The 23,222-nt window shown below is 43.3% G+C and carries 22 protein-coding genes; 2 read left to right on the top strand and 20 right to left on the bottom strand.

Translation table 11 applies throughout. The features are described 5' to 3' along the window. Positions 1-8 precede the first annotated feature (8 nt). From RBB12_RS06150 to RBB12_RS06105, 10 genes are all read right to left on the bottom strand, one after another. Positions 9-794: an RMD1 family protein gene (locus tag RBB12_RS06150; protein ID WP_306013243.1), complete on the bottom strand. Its 786-nt coding sequence runs from the start codon at positions 792-794 to the stop codon at positions 9-11. 29 nt (positions 795-823) lie between these two features. Beyond that, on the bottom strand, positions 824-1,132 hold the full coding sequence (locus RBB12_RS06145; RefSeq protein WP_179384086.1) for a hypothetical protein: 309 nt from the start codon (positions 1,130-1,132) through the stop codon (positions 824-826). A 2-nt stretch (positions 1,133-1,134) separates the two neighbouring features. Then, positions 1,135-2,109, bottom strand: a complete 975-nt coding sequence (locus RBB12_RS06140; protein WP_293289166.1) for a deoxyhypusine synthase family protein — start codon at positions 2,107-2,109, stop codon at positions 1,135-1,137. Then, positions 2,102-3,037: an agmatinase gene (speB, locus tag RBB12_RS06135; protein ID WP_179384088.1), complete on the bottom strand. Its 936-nt coding sequence runs from the start codon at positions 3,035-3,037 to the stop codon at positions 2,102-2,104. The genes RBB12_RS06140 and speB overlap by 8 nt, the downstream gene beginning before the upstream one ends. A gap of 19 nt (positions 3,038-3,056) precedes the next feature. Beyond that, complete coding sequence (locus RBB12_RS06130) at positions 3,057-4,511, bottom strand: arginine decarboxylase (RefSeq protein ID WP_179384089.1); 1,455 nt, start codon at positions 4,509-4,511, stop codon at positions 3,057-3,059. Between the two features lie 467 nt (positions 4,512-4,978). Further along, a complete protein-coding gene (locus tag RBB12_RS06125; RefSeq protein ID WP_306013244.1) occupies positions 4,979-7,180 on the bottom strand; it encodes a xanthine dehydrogenase family protein molybdopterin-binding subunit in 2,202 nt (733 codons plus the stop codon). A gap of 18 nt (positions 7,181-7,198) precedes the next feature. Then, positions 7,199-7,654 (bottom strand): (2Fe-2S)-binding protein, encoded by a 456-nt coding sequence (locus RBB12_RS06120; protein ID WP_127141510.1) that lies wholly within the window; start codon positions 7,652-7,654, stop codon positions 7,199-7,201. A gap of 183 nt (positions 7,655-7,837) precedes the next feature. Further along, positions 7,838-8,668 carry an endonuclease/exonuclease/phosphatase family protein gene (locus RBB12_RS06115; RefSeq protein ID WP_313882855.1) on the bottom strand — a complete coding sequence of 277 codons (831 nt, stop codon included), beginning with the start codon at positions 8,666-8,668 and terminating at the stop codon, positions 7,838-7,840. A 92-nt stretch (positions 8,669-8,760) separates the two neighbouring features. Further along, positions 8,761-9,372 carry an alpha-ketoglutarate-dependent dioxygenase AlkB gene (locus RBB12_RS06110; protein ID WP_306013245.1) on the bottom strand — a complete coding sequence of 204 codons (612 nt, stop codon included), beginning with the start codon at positions 9,370-9,372 and terminating at the stop codon, positions 8,761-8,763. 9 nt (positions 9,373-9,381) lie between these two features. Beyond that, a complete protein-coding gene (locus RBB12_RS06105; protein ID WP_306013471.1) occupies positions 9,382-10,344 on the bottom strand; it encodes a helix-turn-helix transcriptional regulator in 963 nt (320 codons plus the stop codon). Between the two features lie 224 nt (positions 10,345-10,568). Between RBB12_RS06105 and RBB12_RS06100 the strand changes: the two genes are divergently transcribed. Together RBB12_RS06100 and RBB12_RS06095 are read left to right on the top strand one after the other, a co-directional pair. Beyond that, complete coding sequence (locus tag RBB12_RS06100; RefSeq protein ID WP_306013246.1) at positions 10,569-11,066, top strand: DinB family protein; 498 nt, start codon at positions 10,569-10,571, stop codon at positions 11,064-11,066. 9 nt (positions 11,067-11,075) lie between these two features. Then, positions 11,076-11,294, top strand: coding sequence for a hypothetical protein (locus RBB12_RS06095; RefSeq protein ID WP_293282067.1), 219 nt, complete (start codon positions 11,076-11,078; stop codon positions 11,292-11,294). A 77-nt stretch (positions 11,295-11,371) separates the two neighbouring features. Here the strand turns inward: RBB12_RS06095 and RBB12_RS06090 are convergent, their stop codons facing one another. The 10 genes from RBB12_RS06090 to RBB12_RS06045 form a co-directional block, all read right to left on the bottom strand. Further along, positions 11,372-14,383: a VPS10 domain-containing protein gene (locus RBB12_RS06090; protein WP_306013247.1), complete on the bottom strand. Its 3,012-nt coding sequence runs from the start codon at positions 14,381-14,383 to the stop codon at positions 11,372-11,374. 185 nt (positions 14,384-14,568) lie between these two features. Next, positions 14,569-15,024 (bottom strand): GNAT family N-acetyltransferase, encoded by a 456-nt coding sequence (locus RBB12_RS06085; protein ID WP_306013248.1) that lies wholly within the window; start codon positions 15,022-15,024, stop codon positions 14,569-14,571. Positions 15,025-15,059: 35 nt separating this feature from the next. Further along, positions 15,060-16,004 carry a hypothetical protein gene (locus RBB12_RS06080; RefSeq protein WP_306013249.1) on the bottom strand — a complete coding sequence of 315 codons (945 nt, stop codon included), beginning with the start codon at positions 16,002-16,004 and terminating at the stop codon, positions 15,060-15,062. Between the two features lie 6 nt (positions 16,005-16,010). Beyond that, positions 16,011-17,789 carry a hypothetical protein gene (locus tag RBB12_RS06075; protein WP_306013250.1) on the bottom strand — a complete coding sequence of 593 codons (1,779 nt, stop codon included), beginning with the start codon at positions 17,787-17,789 and terminating at the stop codon, positions 16,011-16,013. Beyond that, positions 17,786-19,477 carry a serine hydrolase gene (locus RBB12_RS06070; RefSeq protein WP_306013251.1) on the bottom strand — a complete coding sequence of 564 codons (1,692 nt, stop codon included), beginning with the start codon at positions 19,475-19,477 and terminating at the stop codon, positions 17,786-17,788. Before RBB12_RS06070 ends, RBB12_RS06075 begins: the two co-directional genes overlap by 4 nt. 8 nt (positions 19,478-19,485) lie before the next feature. Next, a complete protein-coding gene (locus RBB12_RS06065) occupies positions 19,486-19,785 on the bottom strand; it encodes a hypothetical protein (protein ID WP_306013252.1) in 300 nt (99 codons plus the stop codon). A gap of 93 nt (positions 19,786-19,878) precedes the next feature. Continuing rightward, positions 19,879-20,724: an NmrA family NAD(P)-binding protein gene (locus RBB12_RS06060; protein ID WP_306013253.1), complete on the bottom strand. Its 846-nt coding sequence runs from the start codon at positions 20,722-20,724 to the stop codon at positions 19,879-19,881. A gap of 54 nt (positions 20,725-20,778) precedes the next feature. Beyond that, the gene (locus RBB12_RS06055) at positions 20,779-21,180 is read right to left on the bottom strand and encodes a DUF5367 family protein (protein WP_306013254.1); all 402 of its coding nucleotides are present in this window, start codon (positions 21,178-21,180) and stop codon (positions 20,779-20,781) included. A 20-nt stretch (positions 21,181-21,200) separates the two neighbouring features. Beyond that, the gene (locus tag RBB12_RS06050) at positions 21,201-21,701 is read right to left on the bottom strand and encodes a DUF1772 domain-containing protein (protein ID WP_306013255.1); all 501 of its coding nucleotides are present in this window, start codon (positions 21,699-21,701) and stop codon (positions 21,201-21,203) included. A gap of 103 nt (positions 21,702-21,804) precedes the next feature. Beyond that, positions 21,805-22,794 carry an AraC family transcriptional regulator gene (locus RBB12_RS06045; RefSeq protein WP_306013256.1) on the bottom strand — a complete coding sequence of 330 codons (990 nt, stop codon included), beginning with the start codon at positions 22,792-22,794 and terminating at the stop codon, positions 21,805-21,807. Positions 22,795-23,222: the final 428 nt, after the last annotated feature.

Genomic DNA, 23,222 nt, shown 5'->3' with positions numbered 1-23,222 from the left:
CTGTCTTTTTAACTGATTAATCGCATAATGAACAAGTCTACCACCTCTACCAAAATCAATATAATAATAATCCACTCGAGCCTACTGCTCTCCCTGTGGTCCATTATGTTCATGAAGAGGCTCAGGTTTTCCTTGATCACATGTCCTTGTTCCTTTATGTTCCTATACCTTTCCTTTAGGTCAAAGATTTGTTTGAGGCCCTTATCCAATCGGTCCAGTTCCAAATCTTCCCAAACTACTTCGTGGGAATCAAAAATATACAGGTTTTCGGAAATCTGGTTGTTTATGTTCAATACTTTTGCAATATGCCGCTTTAGCTTTTTGCCGCCGATGTCCAATTTTCCGTTTTCCTCCAAATAGGTGGTATGCTCGCGGGTCTCTTTCATGGCCTGTTCGGACAGACCTGCATAATAATCCAATGCCACTGACTGCGACAAATGTAACAGGGCCAAACGTATGCCTTCTACGTTTGATTTTGGCAGCAGCACCTTTTCATTTTCTATGGTTGCGTTTTCCCGATCGGACACCAACTCCATTTCCATGGTTTCGTTGATGTCGGATGGACGCCATTCTTCACAATAGGGCTCAATTTCCTTCAAAAGTTGGGCTATTTCGGACTCCGAATACCCAAAAAACGAGACCACCCCATACCTGAATATATAGAGGTAACGCGATGCATCGGAATAGAAAAGCTCGTCCCTATCCCCTACAATCAGTTCTTTGTCCAAGGCTTTCCTGCACGCAGTTATGTTGATACTGGTGGCAAGATGCAGGGCCAATGCCTCTGATGCCATTTCGGTAAAATATGATGTTATTGTTACAACTATTCCTCCTCGGAACCTTCCAGTTCGTCGGTGTTCAAATCGGATTCGTCCTCGGAATCGTTGTCCGAATCATCAAAATCCTCCATGGCCATGACCAATCGTTTGCTCACCTTGACCAGATAGGCCGTGTCCTCGGTACGGACTTCAACACACTCCACCACCTCGTTATTGGCGTTCCTGTAGGTCACGATATCGTCATCATCGTAACCATCGGGAAATTTTTCCACCAGAAGGTTGAGCATGTGCTTGTCCAATTTCTTAAAATCTACGATCACTCGTTTTAAAGCGGGGGTTTGTCCTTTCCTCATGGTTACATGTCTAGTAAATAAGCAAAAATCAAAGGCGCCACGATGGTCGCATCGGATTCTACAATGAATTTTGGGGTGTCGATATCCAGCTTGCCCCAAGTAATCTTTTCGTTGGGAACAGCTCCGGAGTATGAGCCATAACTTGTGGTTGAGTCACTAATTTGGCAGAAATAGCTCCAGAAAGGGGTGTCGGTCTGTTCCAGATCTTGGTATAACATGGGCACCACGCAAATGGGGAAATCCCCTGCAATACCACCTCCAATTTGGAAGAAACCTATCCCGTTTTCCGAATTTTTTTGGTACCAATCGGCCAAAAAGGTCATGTACTCGATACCGGATTTGACGGTGCTGGCCTTTAATTCTCCTTTGATCACGTAACTGGCGAAAATGTTCCCCATGGTACTGTCTTCCCAACCTGGAACCACGATAGGCAGGTTCTTTTTCGCTGCGGCGTACATCCACGAATCTTTGATGTCTATTTCGTAATACTGCTCCAAAACCCCGGATAACAGCAGTTTGTACATAAATTCATGCGGAAAATAACGTTCTCCTTTGTCATCGGCCTCTTTCCAAATATCATAAATATGCTTCTGAAGTCGTCTAAAAGCCTCTTCTTCCGGAATGCAAGTATCGGTTACACGGTTGAGGCCATTTTCCAATAGATCCCACTCTTGTTGGGGGGTCAAATCCCGATAATTGGGCACTCTTTTGTAGTGGGAGTGCGCCACCAAGTTCATCAAGTCCTCCTCCAGATTGGCCCCGGTACAGGAGACAATGTGGACTTTATCGGTACGGATGATCTCTGCGAAGATTTTCCCAAGTTCAGCTGTACTCATGGCGCCGGCCAAGGACACCAACATTTTTGAACCTTTTCCCAGTTGATCTTCGTACCCTTTAGCGGCATCCACAAGGGCGGCCGAGTTAAAGTGCAAAAAGTATTTTTGTATGAATTTTGATATTTCTCCTTTGTTACTCATCGTAATCTTCTAAATTGTTTTTGGATTTTTTGAAGTCGTCATCGTCCTCAAAACTTTCATCCATAAATTCGTTATTGTTTGAAAATTTATAGCTCAACATTTTATAGTAGAGCTTCGCTGCCAAGAAATCTGACGAGCGGTCCACATCATTGGGGCATAGTTCCACGATATCAAAACCTACGACATTCTTCTCACTGAAAACCCTGCGCAAAAAGTCGAGGGTCTCGTACCAAAACAGCCCACCAGGTTCCGGTGTTCCGGTCGATGGCAGTATGGATGGGTCGAAGGCATCCAAATCGAAGGTAATGTACACGTTGTCCGTCATCAAGTCCAAGGCGGCATCCATCCAAAAATCATCGGAAACCATTTCATGGGCAAAGAATACGTTGTCCCTGTCCATCACCAAGGTTTCGGTGTGGTCCATGCTACGAATCCCCACCTGTACCAAATTGGTGGTCTCATTGGCTTCGTACAACGCGCAGGCATGATTGTATTTGGTGCCACCGTATTCTTTTCGCAAGTCGGCATGGGCATCGATTTGCAAAACGGTAAGATCTTCAAAACACTCGTTGAATGCCCTGATCGCTCCAATGGAAATGGAATGCTCTCCACCAAACATGGTTACCATTTTATTTCGGTTGATGTAATCCTTCACCGTTTTGTGAACGGATTCCACCATAGCATCGGGTGTATCAAAACCATCCAGGGTATCGGCTAGATAAATGCCCTGTTTGTACACTTCGCTATCCGTTTCAATATCATAGATTTCCATATTCTCCGAGGCTTCCAAGAAGGCTTCCGGACCTTTGTCCGCACCTTTGCCCCAAGTACTGGTACCATCGTAGGGAACGGGCAACAATACTACTTTGGCCTTTTCGGCCGAACCGTATTCCTTTGGAATACCGGCATATGTTCTTTCTGTTTTCATTTTTTTATTGATTTCTTTTTCAATTATTGCTAGATACCGACACATCATCGGCTTCAACCAATTCATCTGTCTTATCCTTGCTTTCGTAACCCAAAATGGACAGGAACTCTCCAGCTGTCTGTTGTTCGGCAAAAACCGATGTTTCTAGGTTGCCCTCTTCATCCCGTTGGATCAAAACGTGTTTGGGATGAGGAATCAAACAATGCTGCAATCCTCCAAATCCACCGATTGTTTCTTGATAGGCCCCTGTATTGAAAAATCCAATGTAAAGTGGCCTGTCCTTTCGATATTTGGGCAGATAAATGGCGTTCATGTGCTGTTCCGAATTGTAATAATCGTCACTGTCGCAGGTAAGTCCGCCCAAAAGCACACGCTCGTACTCGTCGTTCCAGCGGTTGATGGGCAGCATGATAAATCTTTTGCTTATGGCCCAAGAATCCGGCATGGTTGTGATGAAGGAGGAATTGATCATGTTCCACTTTTCGCGGTCGTTCTGTTGCTTTTGGTAGAGGATTTCGTAAATGGTACCACCACTTTCGCCCACGGTAAAGCTTCCGAATTCGGTAAAAATATGGGGAGGCTCCACTCCTGCTTCCTGACAGGCCTGACCAATTTGATGGATGATTTCGTCCACCATATACTCATAATCATACTCGAATGCCAAGGAATTTTTGATGGGGAACCCACCTCCTATATTAAGGCTATCCAACGTAGGACACACCTTTTTTAGGTTGATGTACACCTTCAAACATTTGAGCAGCTCGTTCCAATAATAGGCGGTATCGCGAATTCCCGTGTTAATGAAGAAATGGAGCATTTTGAGCTCAACTTGCTCATTTGGCTTTATGGATTGATTAAAGAAGGGTACAATATTCTTGTAACCAATACCCAGTCTTGAGGTATAAAACTCAAACTTGGGTTCTTCCTCGGATGCAATCCGAATCCCGATCTGGAACTTGCCATCAATGGCTTCGCCCAACAAGTTGATTTCTTCGTAATTATCGATAATGGGAATGCACTTCCTATGACCATTGTTGATCAATCCAGCGATGTTGTTGATGTATTGATCTCGTTTAAAACCATTACAGATCACGAAAGTATCCTTGGTAATTTTACCAGCTTTCTTCAGGTGCTGCACAATGTTGATGTCAAAGGCTGACGAGGTCTCAATATGGATGTCGTTTTTCAAGGCCTCGTTGAGGACATGCTCAAAATGGGAACTTTTGGTACAGTAGCAATAATGGTACTTACCGGCGTATTTATGCTTTTTGATGGCTGCATTGAACCAACCCTTTGCCCTTTGGATATTATCGGATATTTTGGGCAAATAGGTAAACTTTAAGGGGCTACCATATTTTTGGACCAATCCAAATAGATCAATACCGTGAAACTCCAGTCTGTTGTTGTTCAATTGAAATTCCTCTTGTGGGAAATCATAGGTTTGCTCGATCAGATCGATGTACTTTGTTTTCATTTAAATTTCGTTGTTGAATAAAAGATAGTGAGAAATATAGAACCAGAAAAATCACCATTTCTCAAATACGAAATTCAAATACGGTATAGGGTACAAAGTAGGGAATCCGTGAAATATCACGGCTGATATCATGTGGTTTTTCGAAAGTCAGCCCGTGTATCCGGTGTCTTGTTCTTAAGACGGCTTGTTGGGTAGACTTTCTTATCCCCAAAAGCCCGAACATGAAAAAAGTCTTCAAAGCTTATAGGCAATGCGTCCAATTTGGCTGGACTCATTTATGGGGCAAACATAACTAAAAATCCAATACTGCAAGTTTTTTTACATAAAAAATTCATCAACACAAACCAATGATTATCAATATTTTATGTCTTAAAAATAAAAATGACGATTAGTGAAAAGCAAAACTGGCCAGTAACAAAACGCTACTGACCAGTTTAGGTTTTTAAAAATATGTTGAACGGTACTGCCTAACCTACCAATGGTGGCTTGTCGTTAATGAATGGCTGCTTGTAAAAGCGTCTTCCCGTTGCTTGGTACAGTGCATTGGACAATGCACCTATTGCCGGGGGCAGGGAAGGTTCTCCCAACCCAGTCGGGTCGATACCGTTATCCACAAAGTGCACCTCAATATTCTTAGGTGCCTCGGAGTGACGAATGAGTCGATAGGTATCAAAATTGGACTGCTCCGGTCTACCATTTTCAAAGCTCAGGGCACTGTAGGTGGCGTGACCGATACCATCGATCATACCTCCTTCAATCTGGTTTTTGGCTGCCAGTGGATTGATTACAATTCCGCAATCCACAGCGCAGGTGATTTTATCCACTCTGGGCATATCGCCCCCATCTTCCAGTTCCAGTACTTGTGCAACATAGGAATTGTGGCAGTAATAGGCCGCTACCCCACGCGCTTTGCCCGTATCGGTACCCCAATTGGCTTTTTCTTTGACCAACTTAAGGACGCCTGCATATCGTTCTGGATCGTAATCGTTCTTTTCCGGATCGCCCACAGGGTTGTTGATGGCCCTATCAAAAAGTTCCAATCTAAATTCCAATGGGTCTTTTCCGGCAGCTTCGGCCACTTCATCCATAAAGGCTTGTTCGGCCCCTGCAATAAAGTTAGATCGTGGTGCTCTCCAAGCTCCAGTAGTTACATTGGTGGACAAGCTATGCTTTTCTGCCAGGTAATTATCCACGGCACCCGCTGGGAAACGATTTTCGAAAACCAAATCATCGTTGGTTCCTGCGCCTCGTACATGCCATGCAATCAAATTGCCATTTTCATCCAGCCCGGCCCTGTACTTAACCTTATAAGAGGGTCTGTATGTACCTTGGGTCATATCATCTTCCCTTGTGTACACCAATTTTATGGGTGCATTCATTTTTTGGGAGATCACGGCGGCCTCGATAACGAACGGGCCATAAAGTCTACGACCAAAACCACCGCCCATTCGGGTCATCATGATATCTATTTTTTCCAAGGGCATGCCCAAACGGGCAGCCAAAGATTTTTCTGCAAATTCCGGGGTCTGTATGGGCCCTAAAAGTTCAGCCTTTTCTGGGGTAACATGTGCAAAAAAGTTCATGGGCTCCATGGTATTGTGCGCCAAGTAAGGTGCCGAATAGGTGCTTTCCACAATTTTTGCCGCCTTTTTGAAAGCCGCATCCACATCACCATCTTTTCTTGCAGGAGTCTCTGTGGGCTTTTCCAACAGTTGGGCCAAGGACTCTTCGTGATAGGAGGTGCTTTCGGCCATGGAGTCTTGCTCCCACTCTACATTGAGCGCTTTTTTTGCCTGCATGCATTCCCAAGTGCTGTTCCCTACGATGGCCACCAATTCTGGAATACCTCCTTGATCGGACCATTGTTTTTCCATGCCTTCAGGATAGACCTCAAAGTGGAAAACATCTTTGATTCCGGGCATTGTTTTTACGGCATCGGCGTTCATTCCCTTGTATTTCATTCCGAACGCAGGGGGATGAACGATCATCGCTGTCAACATACCTTCCTTGTATACATCCAATCCAAACAAGGGTTTACCGGTTACAATGGCTTTACCATCCACGTTTTTTTTGTCGGTACCGATAATGGAAAAACTATCGTTGTCCTTGAGTTCCACTTCGTCGGGCACTTCAATGCTCGTTGCAGCAGAGGCCATTTCACCATATCCGGCCGATTTTCCGCTGGCTTCATGGGTCAGGGTTCCATCTTTAGTGGTGATTTCGTTGGCTGGCACGCCCCATGCCTGAGCTGCCGCCTCTTTCAACATATATCTTGCGGTAGCACCGGCCATTCGCAAACCTTCCCACCCTTGTCGGATGGACTGGCTACCTCCGGCCAACTGCCGGGTAAAGATAGCAGTGTTTAGGGGTGCTTGTTCCACTATAACGTCTTTCCAGGCCACATCGAGCTCTTCGGCCACGATCATGGGCATGGATGTTTTTACGTTTTGTCCTATTTCAGGGTTTGGGGACATAATGGTTACCAAACCATTGTCGCCCACCTTTAAAAAGCCGTTCAGTTCGAACCACTCCTTGGGCAGGCTGTTGACCTGCTCGGGCGTCATTTTACAAGAAGCCAACCAATTAAACCCAATAACGAGTCCACCACTGGCCAGTCCTGCATTCCGAATAAAGGCGCGTCGTCCTATTTTAGTCTTTACAAGTGTCATGATTACTGTTTTTTGGATTTATGATTTGGCCGCTAGCTTGACGGCTTTCTTGATTCTGGTATAGGTACCACAACGGCAGATGTTACCGTTCATGGCCATTTCGATTTCCTCGTCGGTCGGGTTTGGATTTTTCTCCAAAAGTGCGGAAGCGGTCATGATCTGACCCGCCTGACAATACCCGCATTGAGGCACATCCACCTCTAACCAAGCTTTTTGGACCGGATGATCGCCTTCTTCCGATAATCCTTCTATCGTAGTGATTTCCGAATTTCCTACGGAAGACACGGTGAGCATGCAAGCCCTTGTTGCCGTTCCATCCAAATGAATCGTGCAAGCACCGCATTGTGCGATACCACATCCATATTTTGTTCCCACTAAATTGAGGTGATCTCTTAAAACCCAGAGCATGGGTGTAGACGGATCTACATCCACCTCCTGTTGTTTTCCATTAATGTTGAGTGTAAATGAAGCCATATGAGTTGATTAATTGTCCTTCAAGTTAAAGATTTATTGTCTAAAATGAGTGGAGAAACCTAAACATCCTGTTAAAATTAACATTGTTTTTTGGTTTTTTGTCCTTACTTAAAACCAGTATAAATAACTCGGCCATATTTGGTATTTGGACTGTGATAAATGCAACAAGCCAAGCTTTATTTTTTAGTAGGCCAATCGGGCAAAAACAGGCAAGTGATCGGAAGGATATCGGGTATCCCTGGAATCGCTCAAAATGGCACTTTTAAGCACCTCGAAGTCATCTGAAACAAAAATATAGTCGATTCTCCGCTCCACAGGCTCATTAAATTTAAACCCATTAAATGTCCCCTTTGGACCAAAAGCATTGGTTCCTGCTGCAATGTGGGCATCGGCCATTGCGGTCAAGATTACCTGAACCCCTTTGCTATCACTTTCCAGATTGAAATCTCCCATAATAACCACGGGGTCATCCTCAGTGTTCAGCTCCTTGGCTTTTTCAAGAATCAATTTGGAACTTTCTTCCCTAGCTTTTGCACCCACATGATCAAAATGGGTATTGAAAACCATGAAACGGGTGCCATCCTCCCTTTTTTCAAAAAGACCGTAGGTACATGTTCGGGGCAATGCAGCATCCCAGCCTTTGGATGGCTTTTCGGGAGTGGTGGACAACCAAAAGGTGGATTGTTCGATGAGTTTCACCGTTGTGGTGTTGTAAAAAACCGCGGTGTGCTCCCCGCGCTCATCCCCATGGTCACGACCCACCCCAAAATAGGCGTACTCTTTTAGACCATTATCAATTTCTTTTACCTGATGAATCAATCCTTCTTGGATACCGAATACATCGGGCCGATAAAAGTTGAGTTGGGAAATCAAAAAATCCTTTCGGTTGTCCCAATGATTGGGCGCGTCTCCCGGATTATCAAACCGGATATTATAGGAAATCAGGTCGATGCTCTGCGCATTGGCCTGTACCATCAATCCAAAGAAAAAAAGAATAAAAGGAATGTGCTTCACGATGTTTGTATTAACGCTGATGCAAGATAAGAGGTCTTGCCGAAACATGCAGCTATCCTCCATTACCGTATCATTAAATTGTTCCTATTGATCTATTGGGATATTATTGTTCGAAACGTAAGATTAATTCTAGCAGACCCCACCTTTTTGGTGGGCGGCAAACGATGCAACCAATGGTTTTGTGTTGCGCCTTTCATCACCAGCAGGCTTCCGTGATCTAACAGCAATTCCACCTTTCCCTTGGTGGTTTTGTGCTTAAATACAAATTTGCGTTCCGCCCCAAAACTATAGGAGGCTATGGCTCCATTCTTTTTAAGTTCCTTTTCGTTGTCCGTATGCCAACCCATCCCCTCTTCTCCTGTGTGATACAGGTTCAACAGGCATGAATTATAGGTTTCGTTGGTCAGGTTTTCGGCCATTTCCTTGAGTTCCCTTAGTGTGGGAGTCCATGGCAACGCCTTTTTGGTACTGTTGGAATAGGTGTAATCATAAGGTTGGTCACCATACCAGGCCACTTTTCGCTTGGTTACGATGCGCTTGCCGAACATGTGCACCACATCCGCTTCCCAAGGAATGGTATCCGCAAGGATTTTAAAGAAGTCATCGGCTTGCTCCAACGGTATAATCGGGCCAAAATAGTTCACTACCCCATCCTTGGGCAACCAATTTTTGGATGGATCAATCTGTTCCGTAAATAAATCCATTTCCTTTTTTTAGGTCAACAATCTTTTTTGGCTATTGGTCAATATTTCTCCCACTCGATCTTTGAGTTTTTGGGGTTCCACTATGGTCGCATAGTCGGCAAACATCAGATACCAACGTGCAAAACCGTTATGGCAATCGGTGGTCATAAAGGTCATTTCCACTTCGTCACCTTTGGTGTGTTCGGAAATCAGCCCGTAATATTTGCACTGTCCGCGAATATACTTGGCCACGGATTTATCCACCACTATCCTCACTTTGGTTTTTTCCACTGCTTCGGTTTTCTGGCGATGTTCGTCCATAGTACCGTGTTCTAGGATAAAATCCAAAGATGTTCTGTTGATTTTATGGATTCTATCTGTCCTAAAATGACGATAATCGATCCGCAGATGGCAGTAGCCCAGAATATACCAAAAACCGTTTTCATGAAAAAGGCCCACTGGCTCAATGCGGCGTTCAGAGGGTGCTTCTTCCCGAAGGGATTCGTACCGCAGGAATACCTGTTTGCGTTCGGCAATGCTCTCGAACAAAATTTCCAGGGCATCGGGCACCTCAGCATTGAACAACACCTGACCGGGAACTATGGATACTTGGGACTCCAATGTTTCCACCCAATCCTTCTCCTTGCCCCTCAATACGGATTTGAGCTTGAACATGGCAGATTCGTAATAGGCCCCTAAGGATTTATCGGTAAATTTTTGCATCAGTTTTTCGGCTGCCACAAAACTTCCCGCTTCCTCCCGGGTAAACATCACTGGGGGCAAACGGTAGCCCTCCATGATGGAGTAGCCCACCCCGGCCTCGCTCACAATGGGCACGCCGGAGGCTTCGAGGGTTCTGATGTCCCTATAAATGGTCCGCAAACTAACCTCAAAACGGTCTGCAAGCTCTTGGGCCTTAACAATACGCTTACTTTGTAACTGTACCAAAATGGCTACTATTCGGTCAAAACGTTTTACGGTGTCCATTCCCATAATTGTGTGAGCTATATCCCAAAGATAGGATTTCAATCCGTGGATGGGAGTTCTTTTCCAGCTCATATGTAATCATTTATAATTTGATAAAACTAGGGTTGACCAGTGACAACGGACTGTCAACACGATTTTTTTTGATGTTGTTTTTTACTACTGACACATGGCTGTCACCCACCCCTCCTAATTTTGGTTTCAGAAACAATAAACCTTTAAATCACAATTTCATGGAAAACACCATTAATGAACAAACATCGGCCCAAGTCATTACCCCCGCACAATTCTTGGAACATTACCAAGGTCACAGGCGGCTTACACGAAAACTCATCGAGGCATTTCCCGAAAAAGAGTTTTTCACCTATAGTATCGGTGGGATGAGACCCTTTTCCGAGATGGTGAAAGAGCTTTTCGCCATTGCGGTTCCCGGACTCATTGAAATTGTTTCCGGTAAAGTCGGAGATTTTGATGAGCACCGGGATTTTGGGAATACCAAAGCCCAGTTTTTGGCAAAATGGGACCAAGACACCGAGGACATCAACAAGCTGTGGGCAAAAATTTCGGAAGCTCGCTATCAAGAGCACGTGAAACTTTTTGGCCAATACGAAGGTTCTGTGCAATCCTCTATCCTTTATTTTATTGACAATGAGGTGCACCACCGAGCCCAGGGGTATGTTTACCTGCGTTCCTTGGGGATTGAACCACCGTTTTTTTACGATCGCGATTAAATCGAAGCCATGAAGACTATACTCGTATTCAAAACCTCGGTAAAACAAAAGGGCGAAGTGAACCAACTTCGTCCTTGGTTGAACAAGTTGGTCAATAGCAATGGGTGCTGGAACTTTGACTTGGAGGATTGCGATAAAATTCTTCGGGTGGAAACACAAAGCCTTCACGCTCCAACGATTGCTTCACTCCTGAAAAACCAGGGGTTTTATTGTGAAGAATTGCATTGAAGCTCATCAAAGAACACTGAAGCCCCGCCAAAAAGCGGGGCTTCAGAATGATGTATACCTTTCAGACCAGGTCCAAATTATAAATTGGCTTTTTGTTTGAGTGCATTGAACTGGGTCAATAATTCTTGGTAACGGTCTTTTTCTTCTTGCCCGGGTACTTTGTCGCCACTACTTAAAATGTAATACAAATAGGAAATTTGGGCAACCATTACCACCTCGGGATAGGCGCCCTCATCATTTTTGAGTTCCTTTAAAATATCTTTGTATGGCTGAAGTTGACTTTCGCCTGCATTTGCTTTTTCAAGTTCCTTTATCTTTTCCTCTACCTTATCTTGAAGCATTCGAGCCTCCGACAATAAATCTATCACCTTTAACTGAAGGGCCTGTTGGGCCTGCAAATCGGCCATGGTAACGCCATCATCCTCCAATTTCGGATCCATCAGAATCTCAAACTGTTTTTCGAAAGATTGGTTACCAACGGTCAACTTGGCCTTGTACTTGCCCGGCAAGGCCATGGGGCCATTTCGGTAACGTCTTCTTTTGTTCTTCGCCCAAGCCCCTTTTTGTTCCAAGTTCCACTCAAAACGATTGATGCCCTTTTTGGTTTCCAATTTTTCATCCATGTAGACAAAGGTCATGCTCAGGCTCATATCCTCCACTTTCTCCGAAGTGGATTTCAACTGGGTGGAGTCGCTGACAATGGTGGCTACCTCTTTGCCTTGGGCATCCAAAATTTGCAGGCTCACCCCGTCCTTGACATCAGAGGGCAAGTAGTAGTCAATAATTACACTGGTTGATGGGTAATTTGGGAAATCACCTCCCCATGGGGTTTGATAGCGATAGGTGTCGTCGGGTTGGAACAATACAGGACTATCACCCAATTGTGTGATTTTTTCATCTTGAAGCGTGGTCACTTTGTCCAAGATCCAGAAACCGCGGCCCATGGTACTCAATACCAAATCCCCTCGGAATAGGGTTATATCGGTAATGGGGGTGACGGGCAGGTTTTGCTGGAATTTTTTCCACGTAGTGCCATCGTCAAAAGACACAAACATTCCATATTCAGTTCCAGCGTAGAGCAATCCTTCACGCACTGGGTCTTCCCGTAAAACCCTTGTGGTATAATCGGAAGGAATTCCATTGGAAGCAGTACTGATGAGCTCCCAACTTTCCCCATAGTTATCGGTTTTATAGAGATAGGGTGTTTCATCGCCCAATAAATGACGGTCCACGGCGATGTAGGCCTTGGCCGGATTAAACTGTGATGGCTCCACAGACTCCACCCTACCACCTTTGGGCATTTTTTTGGGTGTGACGTTCTTCCATGTTTTCCCGCCGTCCTTGGTCACAGAGATCACCCCATCGTTGGAGCCGGTCCAAATCAAGCCCTTGCTGATTTTCGATTCCCTGATGGAATATAGGGTGCTGTAATATTCTTCGCCTGTAATGTCACGGGTAATGGGATTACCGGAAATTACTTGTTTATCGGGTTCATTGGCCGTAAGGTCGGGGGAGATAATTTCCCAATTTTGGCCACCGTTGCTGGTTTTGTGCAAAAATTGGGACCCCATGTAAACGGTTTTGGGGTCGTAAGGGGACACATGGATGGGTGCCACCCGCTGAAATCTGTATTTTAAATCCTTTGGATTGTGTCCGTAAATGTTGGATGCCCCAATGGAATATTCACGGCTTTGTCCTGTTTTCTTGCTGTATACGCTAAAGCGTCCTTTACAATTGTTGTAAACGATGTAGTGGTTGCCCGGCATGGGGATCACCGGTCCGGTTTCGCATCCCCCTACATCCAACATCACCGGTCCATTTATTGGAGAAGTTGCCGAAGGCGCCATGCTGGGAATGGCCAAGGTGGTATTGTCCTGCTGAGCGCCATAGACCCAATAGGGGTATTGGTCGTCCACCGCCACTTGATAGATCTCCGCGGTAGGTTGGTTGTATTGTGTGGACCATGTTTTTCCGCCATTGTGCGATACATTGGCACCTCCATCGTTACATTGGATCAACAAATCGGGATTATCCGGGTTCAACCATATATCGTGGTTATCGCCGTGGGGGACACTCATGCGTGTCCAAGTCTTGCCCCCATCCACGGATTTGATCAATGGGTTGGCATTGGAATACACAATATCGGGATTGGTGGGGTCCAACTCAATATTGGTATAGTAAAATGGTCGGTTGACCAATCGCTCATCATCCGAAACATGGACAAAGGATTTTCCTTGATCCACCGATTTGTACAATCCTCGGTCGTCTCCCGGGGCTTCAACAACGGCGTAAAGGATGCTGGAATCCACTGGGGACACGGCCAAATCAATTTTACCGATCAAACCTTTTGGGAGTCCGTCTTCCAATTTCACCCAATCCTTTCCTCCATTTACTGATTTATAGATGCCACCTTCGCTATTTTTACCCCCAGAATCTATGGTCCATGGGGTCCTTCGCGCTTTCCATGCGGCTGCGTACACTACATTGGGATTGCCTGGCAATAATTCCAAGTCGGCAAAGCCCGTTTCCTCGGAAACATACAATACTTTTTCCCAGGTTTTTCCGCCATCGGTAGTTTTAAAAACACCTCGTTCTTCGTTGGGTTTAAAGGCGTTTCCTATAGCCGCCACCCAAACAATATTGCTATTGGTGGGGTCTATTTCCACGGCACCAATCTGGCCCGCATTCTCCAGGCCGATGTGCTCCCATGTTTTGCCGGCATCTATGGATTTGTACACTCCTTTACCAGAGATAATATTACTTCGGATACCGTCAGAACCCGTTCCGACGTAGACAATGTTGGGATCATTGGCAGCGATTTCAATCGCACCGATAGAAGGTGTTTTAAAAAAGCCATCAGAAACATTATACCAAGAGGTGCCATAGTCCTCGGTTTTCCATACCCCAGCACCAGAGGCCCCGAAATAAAAGGTTCCCTGTTGCAGAGGAGTTCCGGTTACTGTAGTTACACGACCTCCTCGGGAAGGTCCAATGGTACGGTATTGCAAGGCTTCAAAATCCTGTGCGAAAAGGGCACCACTCAGTAAAAATGAAAAAAGAAAGGAAAAAGAACGTTGCTTTAAGCTCATGAGTCAGTTGAATAGTTTGGTTGAACCCCAAATCTACTAAATACCTAGCCAATCTGAAACGGACAGAATAGAATTGCCGGATTTTTTAATAGACCGTTCGATTTGAATCGCCTTTTATGGTGTACCCATTGAGGAGTAGATCAAAATGATTTCTGAAGTCACTCCGGGCAAAATCACTATGGTAATTATTGAAAATGCATTTTCATGCCTTCATGGCTGGCTTTAAACCCTAGAGATTCATAAAAACGGATGGCATCTGGACGTTTTTTGTCGGTGGTCAACTGTAATAGATGGGCATTACGTTCCTTTGCTATTTGGATAGCCCATTGAAAAATGGTTTTTCCAACACCTTGGTTGCGATACGACTTGTGCACGCGTACCCCTTCAATCTGGGCACGAACACCACCTTGGTAGGTCAGATAGGGAATGAACGTCATTTGAAAAACTCCAATGACTTCATCTTTTTCGTTTACCACCACAGTAAGTTCTTGGTTTTGGTCAGAGTCGATGCGTTCATAAGCATCATAATAGGTTTGTGGCAAAGGGATGGTATACTTTTCCCGTGTACTTCCCAAAGCATCATCGGCGATCATTTGAACAATGTTAGGTACGTCCTTGATGGTTGCTTTTCTGAAGTTCATGATCATTACCAGTCCTAATTCTTATCAACTCCTTTTCAATTATCTTTTTTGAAAATTTCATCGGAATTTACCCAGTATACTTCTCCTTTTGTAACCCCGTTCCAGCCACTGTTTGGAGGGGAACTATATCTTTTTGAGAAGAAAAAATAGTTGTTATCTGGTGACATATAAGGGCAATAGTACACCCAATTTTCATCTATATTCTCACCAAGATCAAAAGGAACAGGTCTCTGCCATTTGCCATTTTTCTTGAACGAGACCGCAAATCCTTTTTCATCAGTGTACGTATTTGCAGTGATCAGAAAACTTTCATCTGGTGAAACATAAGTGCTTCTTTCTCCTTTTTCAGAGTTGACTTCTGGACCAATATTCACTGGTGTATCAAACTTTCCATTTCCTAAATATTGAGCACGATAGATATCTCCTTTCCCTAGGCCACCAGGTCTGTTGGATGTAAAATACAAGCTGCCATCGGCGACCACAACAGGGTACGATTCTGTATATTCCTGAGTGGATACGGGATAGCCAACTTTTGTGGCCAATTGCCAATTACCATCTATTTTCTGGCTTTTGTAGATGTCAGGTTTGGATTTGTTGGAGTTATCTTCTGGACTTATACCAAGAAAATACATGGTTTTTCCGTCTTGGCTGATAGAAGGATCAATGGCAACTGACTCCTTTTCATACTCTGCAAACATTTGTATGGGTTGTGGGATACTCCATTTACCATCAAAGAATTCAGAATGGTGAATGACAAATTTTTTATCAATGATTCTTGTAAAAAATAGTTCAGTGAATGATGTGTTAAATACCGTATTGATTTCAATGCTATCGGTATTAACTATGGTCGGCGCAAATAATTTCGGCGTATTTGCTGGTGGTATTTGATTAAAATAATCCAAATTAGAATTCGTTTGTTGACAGCCAACTAACATTAAACTTATTCCTATTACGGATTGAAGAAAATATTTTTTATTCATTGTTTGTTATTGTTTAGGTCGGAGTTCCTCAATAATCTGTGCATCCACCCAATAAGGTTTCACCATCTCATATGAACTGCCATCTTCCATGATTTTTTTCTTTGTTCTAGAAAAGAAAAGAAACCTACCATCTGGGGTGACGCTAGCACCACTTTCTTGGTCAGGGCTATTTATCTTATCTCCCATGTTTATTGCAGGTAGCCAGGTACCATCCTTTTGTTTAAAACTAATATAGATGTCGGCCTGGCCAAATCCATCTTCCCTTACTACATCCCATATTAAATAAGTTTCGTCTGGCGCTACATAAGGATGAGCTATGTATTTACCCGTATTAATCGCACCACTCAATTTCATTGGATATTCGTATCTATCAGAAAAAGTGTAAATAGAGCCATTTATACCCATGTCCTCAGTTTTATAAACAGCAAAAAAGAAATTTCCATTTGATGAAACCGACATACCATGAGCCATATCTTTTAAGAATTCACCTTGTTTTTTGGGTTCTGACCAACCCTCATCATTTCTTTCTCTGTAACTCTTTCCTGTATACATTGTATTTCCATCGGTTGAAAATATTGGCCACTTTATATCTATCTCAGACTCTTCGCCCCAATGGTTATTATCAAATCGAATCACATAAAAATTACGCTTTTTATATTCCTTGTTTTTTCTTGAAAAATAGAATTCCTTCATATCTGGTGAAAACCTGCCACCTTCGAACCTCCCGGATGATGATATAATTTTAGGGTTAAAAGGTTTAGGTATTAATTCGGGTGGCTTTTCACCAAAATAAACAGTTTCCAAGACTGATGAGTTATTACGATATGATTTCCCATCCTTATTTTTACCAGCTTCTATGTTTGAGTCCAACTTTTTCAATAAATTTTCTTTTATAGCATCAAATGCTACCCAATAAATATTGCCTTTATTTTCAATTCCTCTATGGAAAAATAAATACTTACCATCGGGTGATACGCTTGCTGCCATTTCTGTTTGGTCAGTGTTTATTTTAGGTCCTAGATTATGGGGTTTGGTCCATGTTCCATTTTGGTTAAAGCTGATGTATAAATCACTTTCGCCATAACCTGAATCACTCTTAAAGTCGTATATCATATAGCTTTCGTCTGGAGCGATATAGGAATGGGCCACCCATTTACCAGTAGCGTTAATTTCCTTTCCCATTCTATCAATGCTTTGGTATTGACCATCTTCTTTTATCGAATTATAAATCACCCAATCTTCTGGAGCATCTCCTTTTTCTCCAGTCGTAAAATATAGGTTCTCATTTTCTGATGAGGTTAAATACATGATGATGGATTTGTCCCTAAATGGAGGTTCTAACGGAATAGGAACATCCCATCCATTCTCAGTTTTGGTGCTGTACCATTGATGCAACCCATTTGATTTTAAAGAGTCAGGTAGTGGTCTTGTACTTCCAAAATAGAGTTTATCACCATTTGGACTGATATGAGGTTCAAAATCCCAGCCTTCAGATGCGGTAAAAAATGCCGGCTCTGGGTTTGACCACTTACCATCAAACAATTTCATAGTATAAACTTCATTGTCCTTTTCTGGTTGTCTACGTGTAAAATAGAGTTCGTCCATTTCAGGACTAAAGGTGATGGCAAACTCATAACCGTCGGTAGAGATAATTCCTTCCCCAAAAATCAGAGGCGTGTCTGTTGGAATATCGGCATCCAACAGCATCAAATTAGATGAGGTTTCTTTGGTACAAGAAAACAACAGGAACAATAAGAGAAGAAATATAAAATATGGTTTTTTCATGATTTCAATTTTGTAAACGATACATTTTTCGCCCTGCTGCTCGATACTTCAAATCCAAGAACATCCTTAGCAGCGTTTCTTACAAAGACCACTTTCAGAAACGACCCTTTATGACCAATAAAATAGTCGTTTTTGATTGCTTTTAATGGAAAGTCCCCAAGTCTTGTGTGTTTTGCTGTTAGCTGTTCTTCTTCAATGAAAAACGAATAATAGGCATTTAACTCGGAACTGTAATACTTTCCTGTGAACTCTTCAAGTGTCGTAGCATTGTAATTTGCGGGAGTATATTTTTCCGAAACGATTTGATAGCCATCATCCAGTGTGATGGTCATCTTGTTGTCTGCAAATGAGATACCCAAATAGTCGTCAATATCCATTTCAAAAGCATGTTCGCCCACCGGCACTAACGCAGTGTTGCCATTCTTTGTGATGAAACGCAGGGTGTCGTTTTCCACCTTTATTTCTCTGGAATATTTGTCACCTTCATCCCAATAATGACCCTCATATTGCATTAACTCTTCAGGTTTAATTGATACAGGGCTTTGATGGGTCAACTTTGCAACCGCTGGGCTTTCGAGCGTTTCATCATCCACATATTGTTCCAAACAAATGTCCATGATATCATACACCATCCTGGCACCATTGATTTCACCGTTTGTATTGGTGAAAATCACGCTGAAGTTCAATTCTGGAAAGGTTGCCAAATACGCCTGATAACTTGCATCTTGACCACTGTGTTCGAGGCGTCTGAATCCTTTATAGTTGTTGATGAACAGACCATTAGCATAGCCATAAGTTTCCCCATTATTCAAATGCCGTAAGGTTTTCATTTTTCTGAAGATATTCTCGTTACCAACTGTTTTTATCTGATAATTTATAGCCCATTTACTCAAATCTGTAATCGTTGTGTTCAAATTGGTAGCACCTACACTGAAGTTATTGAACAAATCTTCTACGTAAGTTGAATCAACTTTGAGATAGGAAAGACTTTTGTTTTTAACCACCTGTCCTTGCTGATCTACGAACTGTGAATCATACATCTGTAGGGGCTCAAAAATGCGTTGATGCGTAAATTCTGAAAAGGACATCTTCGATACGCGAGCTACTATTTCGGCCAACAATGCATAGTTGGCATTACTATACATATGTTTTTCGTTAGGCTTGAAATTTAAGGTCTCTTGATTGAAGATAAGCTCCAATACTTGTTCATTGGTAATGACATCATCCAGCGTCCAGCCTGAGAGGCGCAATAGGTTGTATTTATCTTTTAGTCCACTGGTGTGATTTAAGAGATGGGCAATGGTTATTTTAGGCTCAAAATCGTGCATTTCGGGCAAGTAGGTTCTAATATCATCATCCAAAGACAGTTTTCCCTCATCTTCTAGCAAGAGGATGGCAAATGCCGTGAATTGTTTGGATACGGAAGCTACATGAAAAGAAGTCTCTTTATTAATTGGTATCCCATAATCAAGATTGGCCATACCAAAGTACTTTTCATAGACCAACTTATTGTTCTTTACCAAACCAATCGCAACACCTGGTTCGTTCGCATTATAATGGCTTAAAAGGCTATCAATTTTTATGGATATGCGATGGATATTGATTTCCTCACCAATGTTTTGAGCATATGAAGTAACAGCATTTAAAACAAGCAGTAAGGACGTTATAAATTTAAAAGTTGTTCTCATTTTCTAATTTAGGTTTTCGTATCCGAATAAAGGTTGTCCGTCATCTTTTTCAAACCAACCTCAGGCAAAAACTGATCTGAAATAGTCAAAATCGCATGCAAGTTGTCCCGTAATCGATCCAACTTAACCTCTTCGGGGTTTATAGAGGTTTGTAAAAGATGAAGGGCCATATCGGCCAAAAGCAAACGCTGTTTTTCCAACCAGGCTTCATCATTTTTTTGGGCAGGGTACTGTACATAGGCCGTTTCTATTTGATTGTGCAGTTCCCAGCTAACGTTTATCATTGCAATTCGTTCCTCTTTGGTCATACATTTATGTTTAGCACGTACCAAACCAGTTTGGTACGTGCGTGATTAATTCCAACGGTTAGGTCGAGTTGCCGTTTTAAACATTACCCTCCCTTAAACGGTATGTGAGAGGTCTTGGTTCCAAATCCCTGTGGCTACGGTTTTTTCTACGTAGGTATTGAAATCAGTGGCAGGCCGTCCCAAAACTTCTTCCACATCATAAGATATTTCTTGATTGTCCGGGTTGCCCAATACCTCTTGGAACAGGTATCCGAAGAGCCAAACATAGGAGTCGGGCAATCCGGCCTGTTTCATTCCCGCTTTGAACTCCTCAATGGTGATGGGGTGAAACTGTATTTCCTTTCCGATTCCTGCGGCCATGGCCTCCACAGCCTCCCCAAAGGTCATTTTTCGGGGTCCGGTTACGGTAATGGTCTGTCCGTTGTAGCGATCATCCACTAACACTTTGGCCACTACATCGGCGATGTCGTCGGCATCTACAAAAGGAATCTCCGCCTCTGGCATCGGCAGGGCCACTTGACCGTTCAATACGAACTCCAAAAAAGCGCCCTCACTAAAGTTTTGGTTGAACCAAGAAGCACGTACCAATGTATAGTTCAAACCGGAATTGGCCACAATTTCTTCGCAAGCCTCGGCTTCCTTCTCCCCTTTACCAGACAATAGCACCACCTTTTCCAATCCTTCGCGCAAGGCAGCCTCCGTAAGTTTTTCAATGGCTTCCTTAGACCCCGGGACGGCAAGGTCGGGATAGTACACGATGTAGGCCCTATCCATCCCCTTTAAGGCGGCGGCATAGGAGGATGGGTCTTCCCAATCGAATGCCGGGCTCGTTTTTCTACCAACAACCCTTACGTTGTGGCCTGATTGAATTACATTTTCTGCAACACGACGGCCCGTTTTTCCGGTTCCGCCAATAACTAAGATGTTCTCTGTTTTCATGACTGTTATTTTTAGTTTTAATGTTTGTTCTACTTCAAAAAATGATCGGTATGATCAGGAATTGACTTTTTCCTTTTTTCCATATACCTCGACGTACCAATAGCACGTTGCCGTGATGACAAACTCCATTCCGATAAGCCAAAAGCCAATGGCGGTGAAGAAACTGTAATAACTTCCTCCATAGGGCTCTATGAACAGGGGCACTGTGACCAATGCATCCAAAACCGCTGCAATCGAAAAGAAAACAAGCCCTAACCAGTAACCTTTGGTGGTGTTATTTTTCCTGTAGTATAATTTTGACCCGAACCAAACCAACGGTACCACGCCTATGGACAGAAATATATTGGCTTGTAGCTCAGGGTTCTCCAAAATCGGGATATAAAAAGAAAAGGTATAAAGGCTCACCCCGATAATCCAGATAAAAATGCCTATCGCAATAGCTCTTACATGTTTCATGACTGTTCGTTTTTTGATTGTTATGATTTAATTTCTGTGAATACCGTGATGAGGGATATCAAAAAGGACGCTAAAGCACAAAGGGTACGGATGGTATGAAACCGATTCCATTTGGTTTCGTAATAGTCCCTAAACGATTTAATTCTTTCCAAATCAAGTGCGGAGAGGTCCATGGCCTCCAACTCGTTGTTCAAAGGGACATTCCCCATACCGGTAACTGCGATGGTACCCAAAAGATATAGTAAGGATGACGCCAACAGCAGGCCAAAGGCCAACTTATCCGTTTGAAATTGGTAACTGGCCGCAACTCCCAAAGCGACAATACTCCCAAAGAAAACAATGAAAAATAATGGGTTGAGTATGGCCCTGTTGATGGATTGCATGGTCTCTAGATAAGACAAGTCCGATACTTTTTGGGTTCCGGGAATTACCGATACCGACCAGGCATAAAACAAACCCGCCAATAATCCTGTCAATACGACCGAAGCAAATAGAGAAATTGTTTTGATAGAGACATCCATAATACACCTGTTTTTGATTCTGGGTGTAAAATTGGGATGATTGGGTCAGCGATGCTTGACCCTTTTTGCCAATCTTTTGACATTTTAAGCCAAACTCGCTGTTCTACTGTTGATTACGGAATTCCACAGGTGTCAGGTCAGTCCATCTTTTGAAGGCGCGATTAAAAGCACTCTGTTCGGAAAAGCCAGTTTCGAAGGCGATTTCGGCTATACTTCTTGAACTGTTCCTTAACAGATTCGTAGCGATACGCTCCTGTGTTTTTTTGATGAGATCCCGGAAAGACACTCCGTTATCCGCAAGCCTGCGGGCCAAGGTGCGGTTGCTCATCCCCATAAGGCTTGCAATGTGATGTATGCTAGGGATACCGCTGGGCAGAGCATCCTGTATCAAGTTTTCACAATCGCTGGCAATTCTATTGGCATTAATTTCCATTCCCTTGGTCTCCTCCTCTACGCGCTCCACCAAAAAGCGGTTGATGCTTACATCGGCCTTTGCCGTTCGCATTGCCAAATCTGCCGTGGTATAGGAGATGGAATACTGGGGTTGATTGAAGTGAATGGGACAATTGAACGCCTTTTCGTAGCTACTGATATCCGAAGGGGCACTATGTTTAAAACAAACTTCGGTCGGAGAGATGTTGGACTCCGACATGGCCCGAAGCACGACAACCGTTGCCGAAAGTGTGGCTTCGTTAGACAACTCCAATCCCTTGCGGTGGGGTTCCCTCAATAAATGGATGACAGAAAAGGGATTTCCCTTCTCCACCTTAAAAACATAGGTGTTGGACAGCATCTTAAAATACCGTTCCGAGCGCTCAAAGATTTCTCCAACATAGGAACAAGTGCGCCACGAAAGTCCCAAAACCCCGTAGTCCTCGATTTTCATTTGCTGCCCTACCCGTATGGAAAAACCAGGTCCAAGGGTATCATCTAAACGTTCGTGGAGTTCAAAGAATTCCTCTGCCGGAACCGCTTTAACCGCTTCCAAGTCCTTATAAGGTGTTTTGAATGCATTGAGATAGGCCATTGCTGCCCCCTCTTTCAGGGCACAGTCCATCATTTTCCGATAAAGGCTTACGGCGGTATATTTCATCCTCATGAAAATTTTGACGACCACCCCACCTTGTACCTTAACATCTCCAAGCTGTCGGTAAACCAAAATGCTTGTTATGCCCATTATTTGGGTCGAAGGGGATCAAAAAAAGATTCGAAAGTTCAATATAAGCATCTTTGGGGATATTATCCCCTAATGCAGGAATGGTGCATTAGAGACCTATCTATTTTTTAATGGATAATAGTATCAAAATAGATAGCACTTTTGGTGATAAGCAGTCTATTCTTTTTATCAAAACCTATAAGTGATTCGTCTATGCCCACGCTCCATAAATCATTAGAGAAAACCTAGATTTTAACATAATTGCAACCTCATCCCCATAATCAGATTACAATTTCCAACATTTTAACACATCTAATCGATAGGATTTATTTTTTATGAAAAATATTCATAACTTCATCTATAGT

This window comes from Allomuricauda sp. MMSF_3307 (genome assembly GCF_030733585.1).
In the GTDB taxonomy this organism is placed as follows: domain Bacteria; phylum Bacteroidota; class Bacteroidia; order Flavobacteriales; family Flavobacteriaceae; genus Flagellimonas.
Note: the sequence above shows the minus strand (reverse complement) of the source record. Positions and strands in the feature narration are given on the sequence as shown.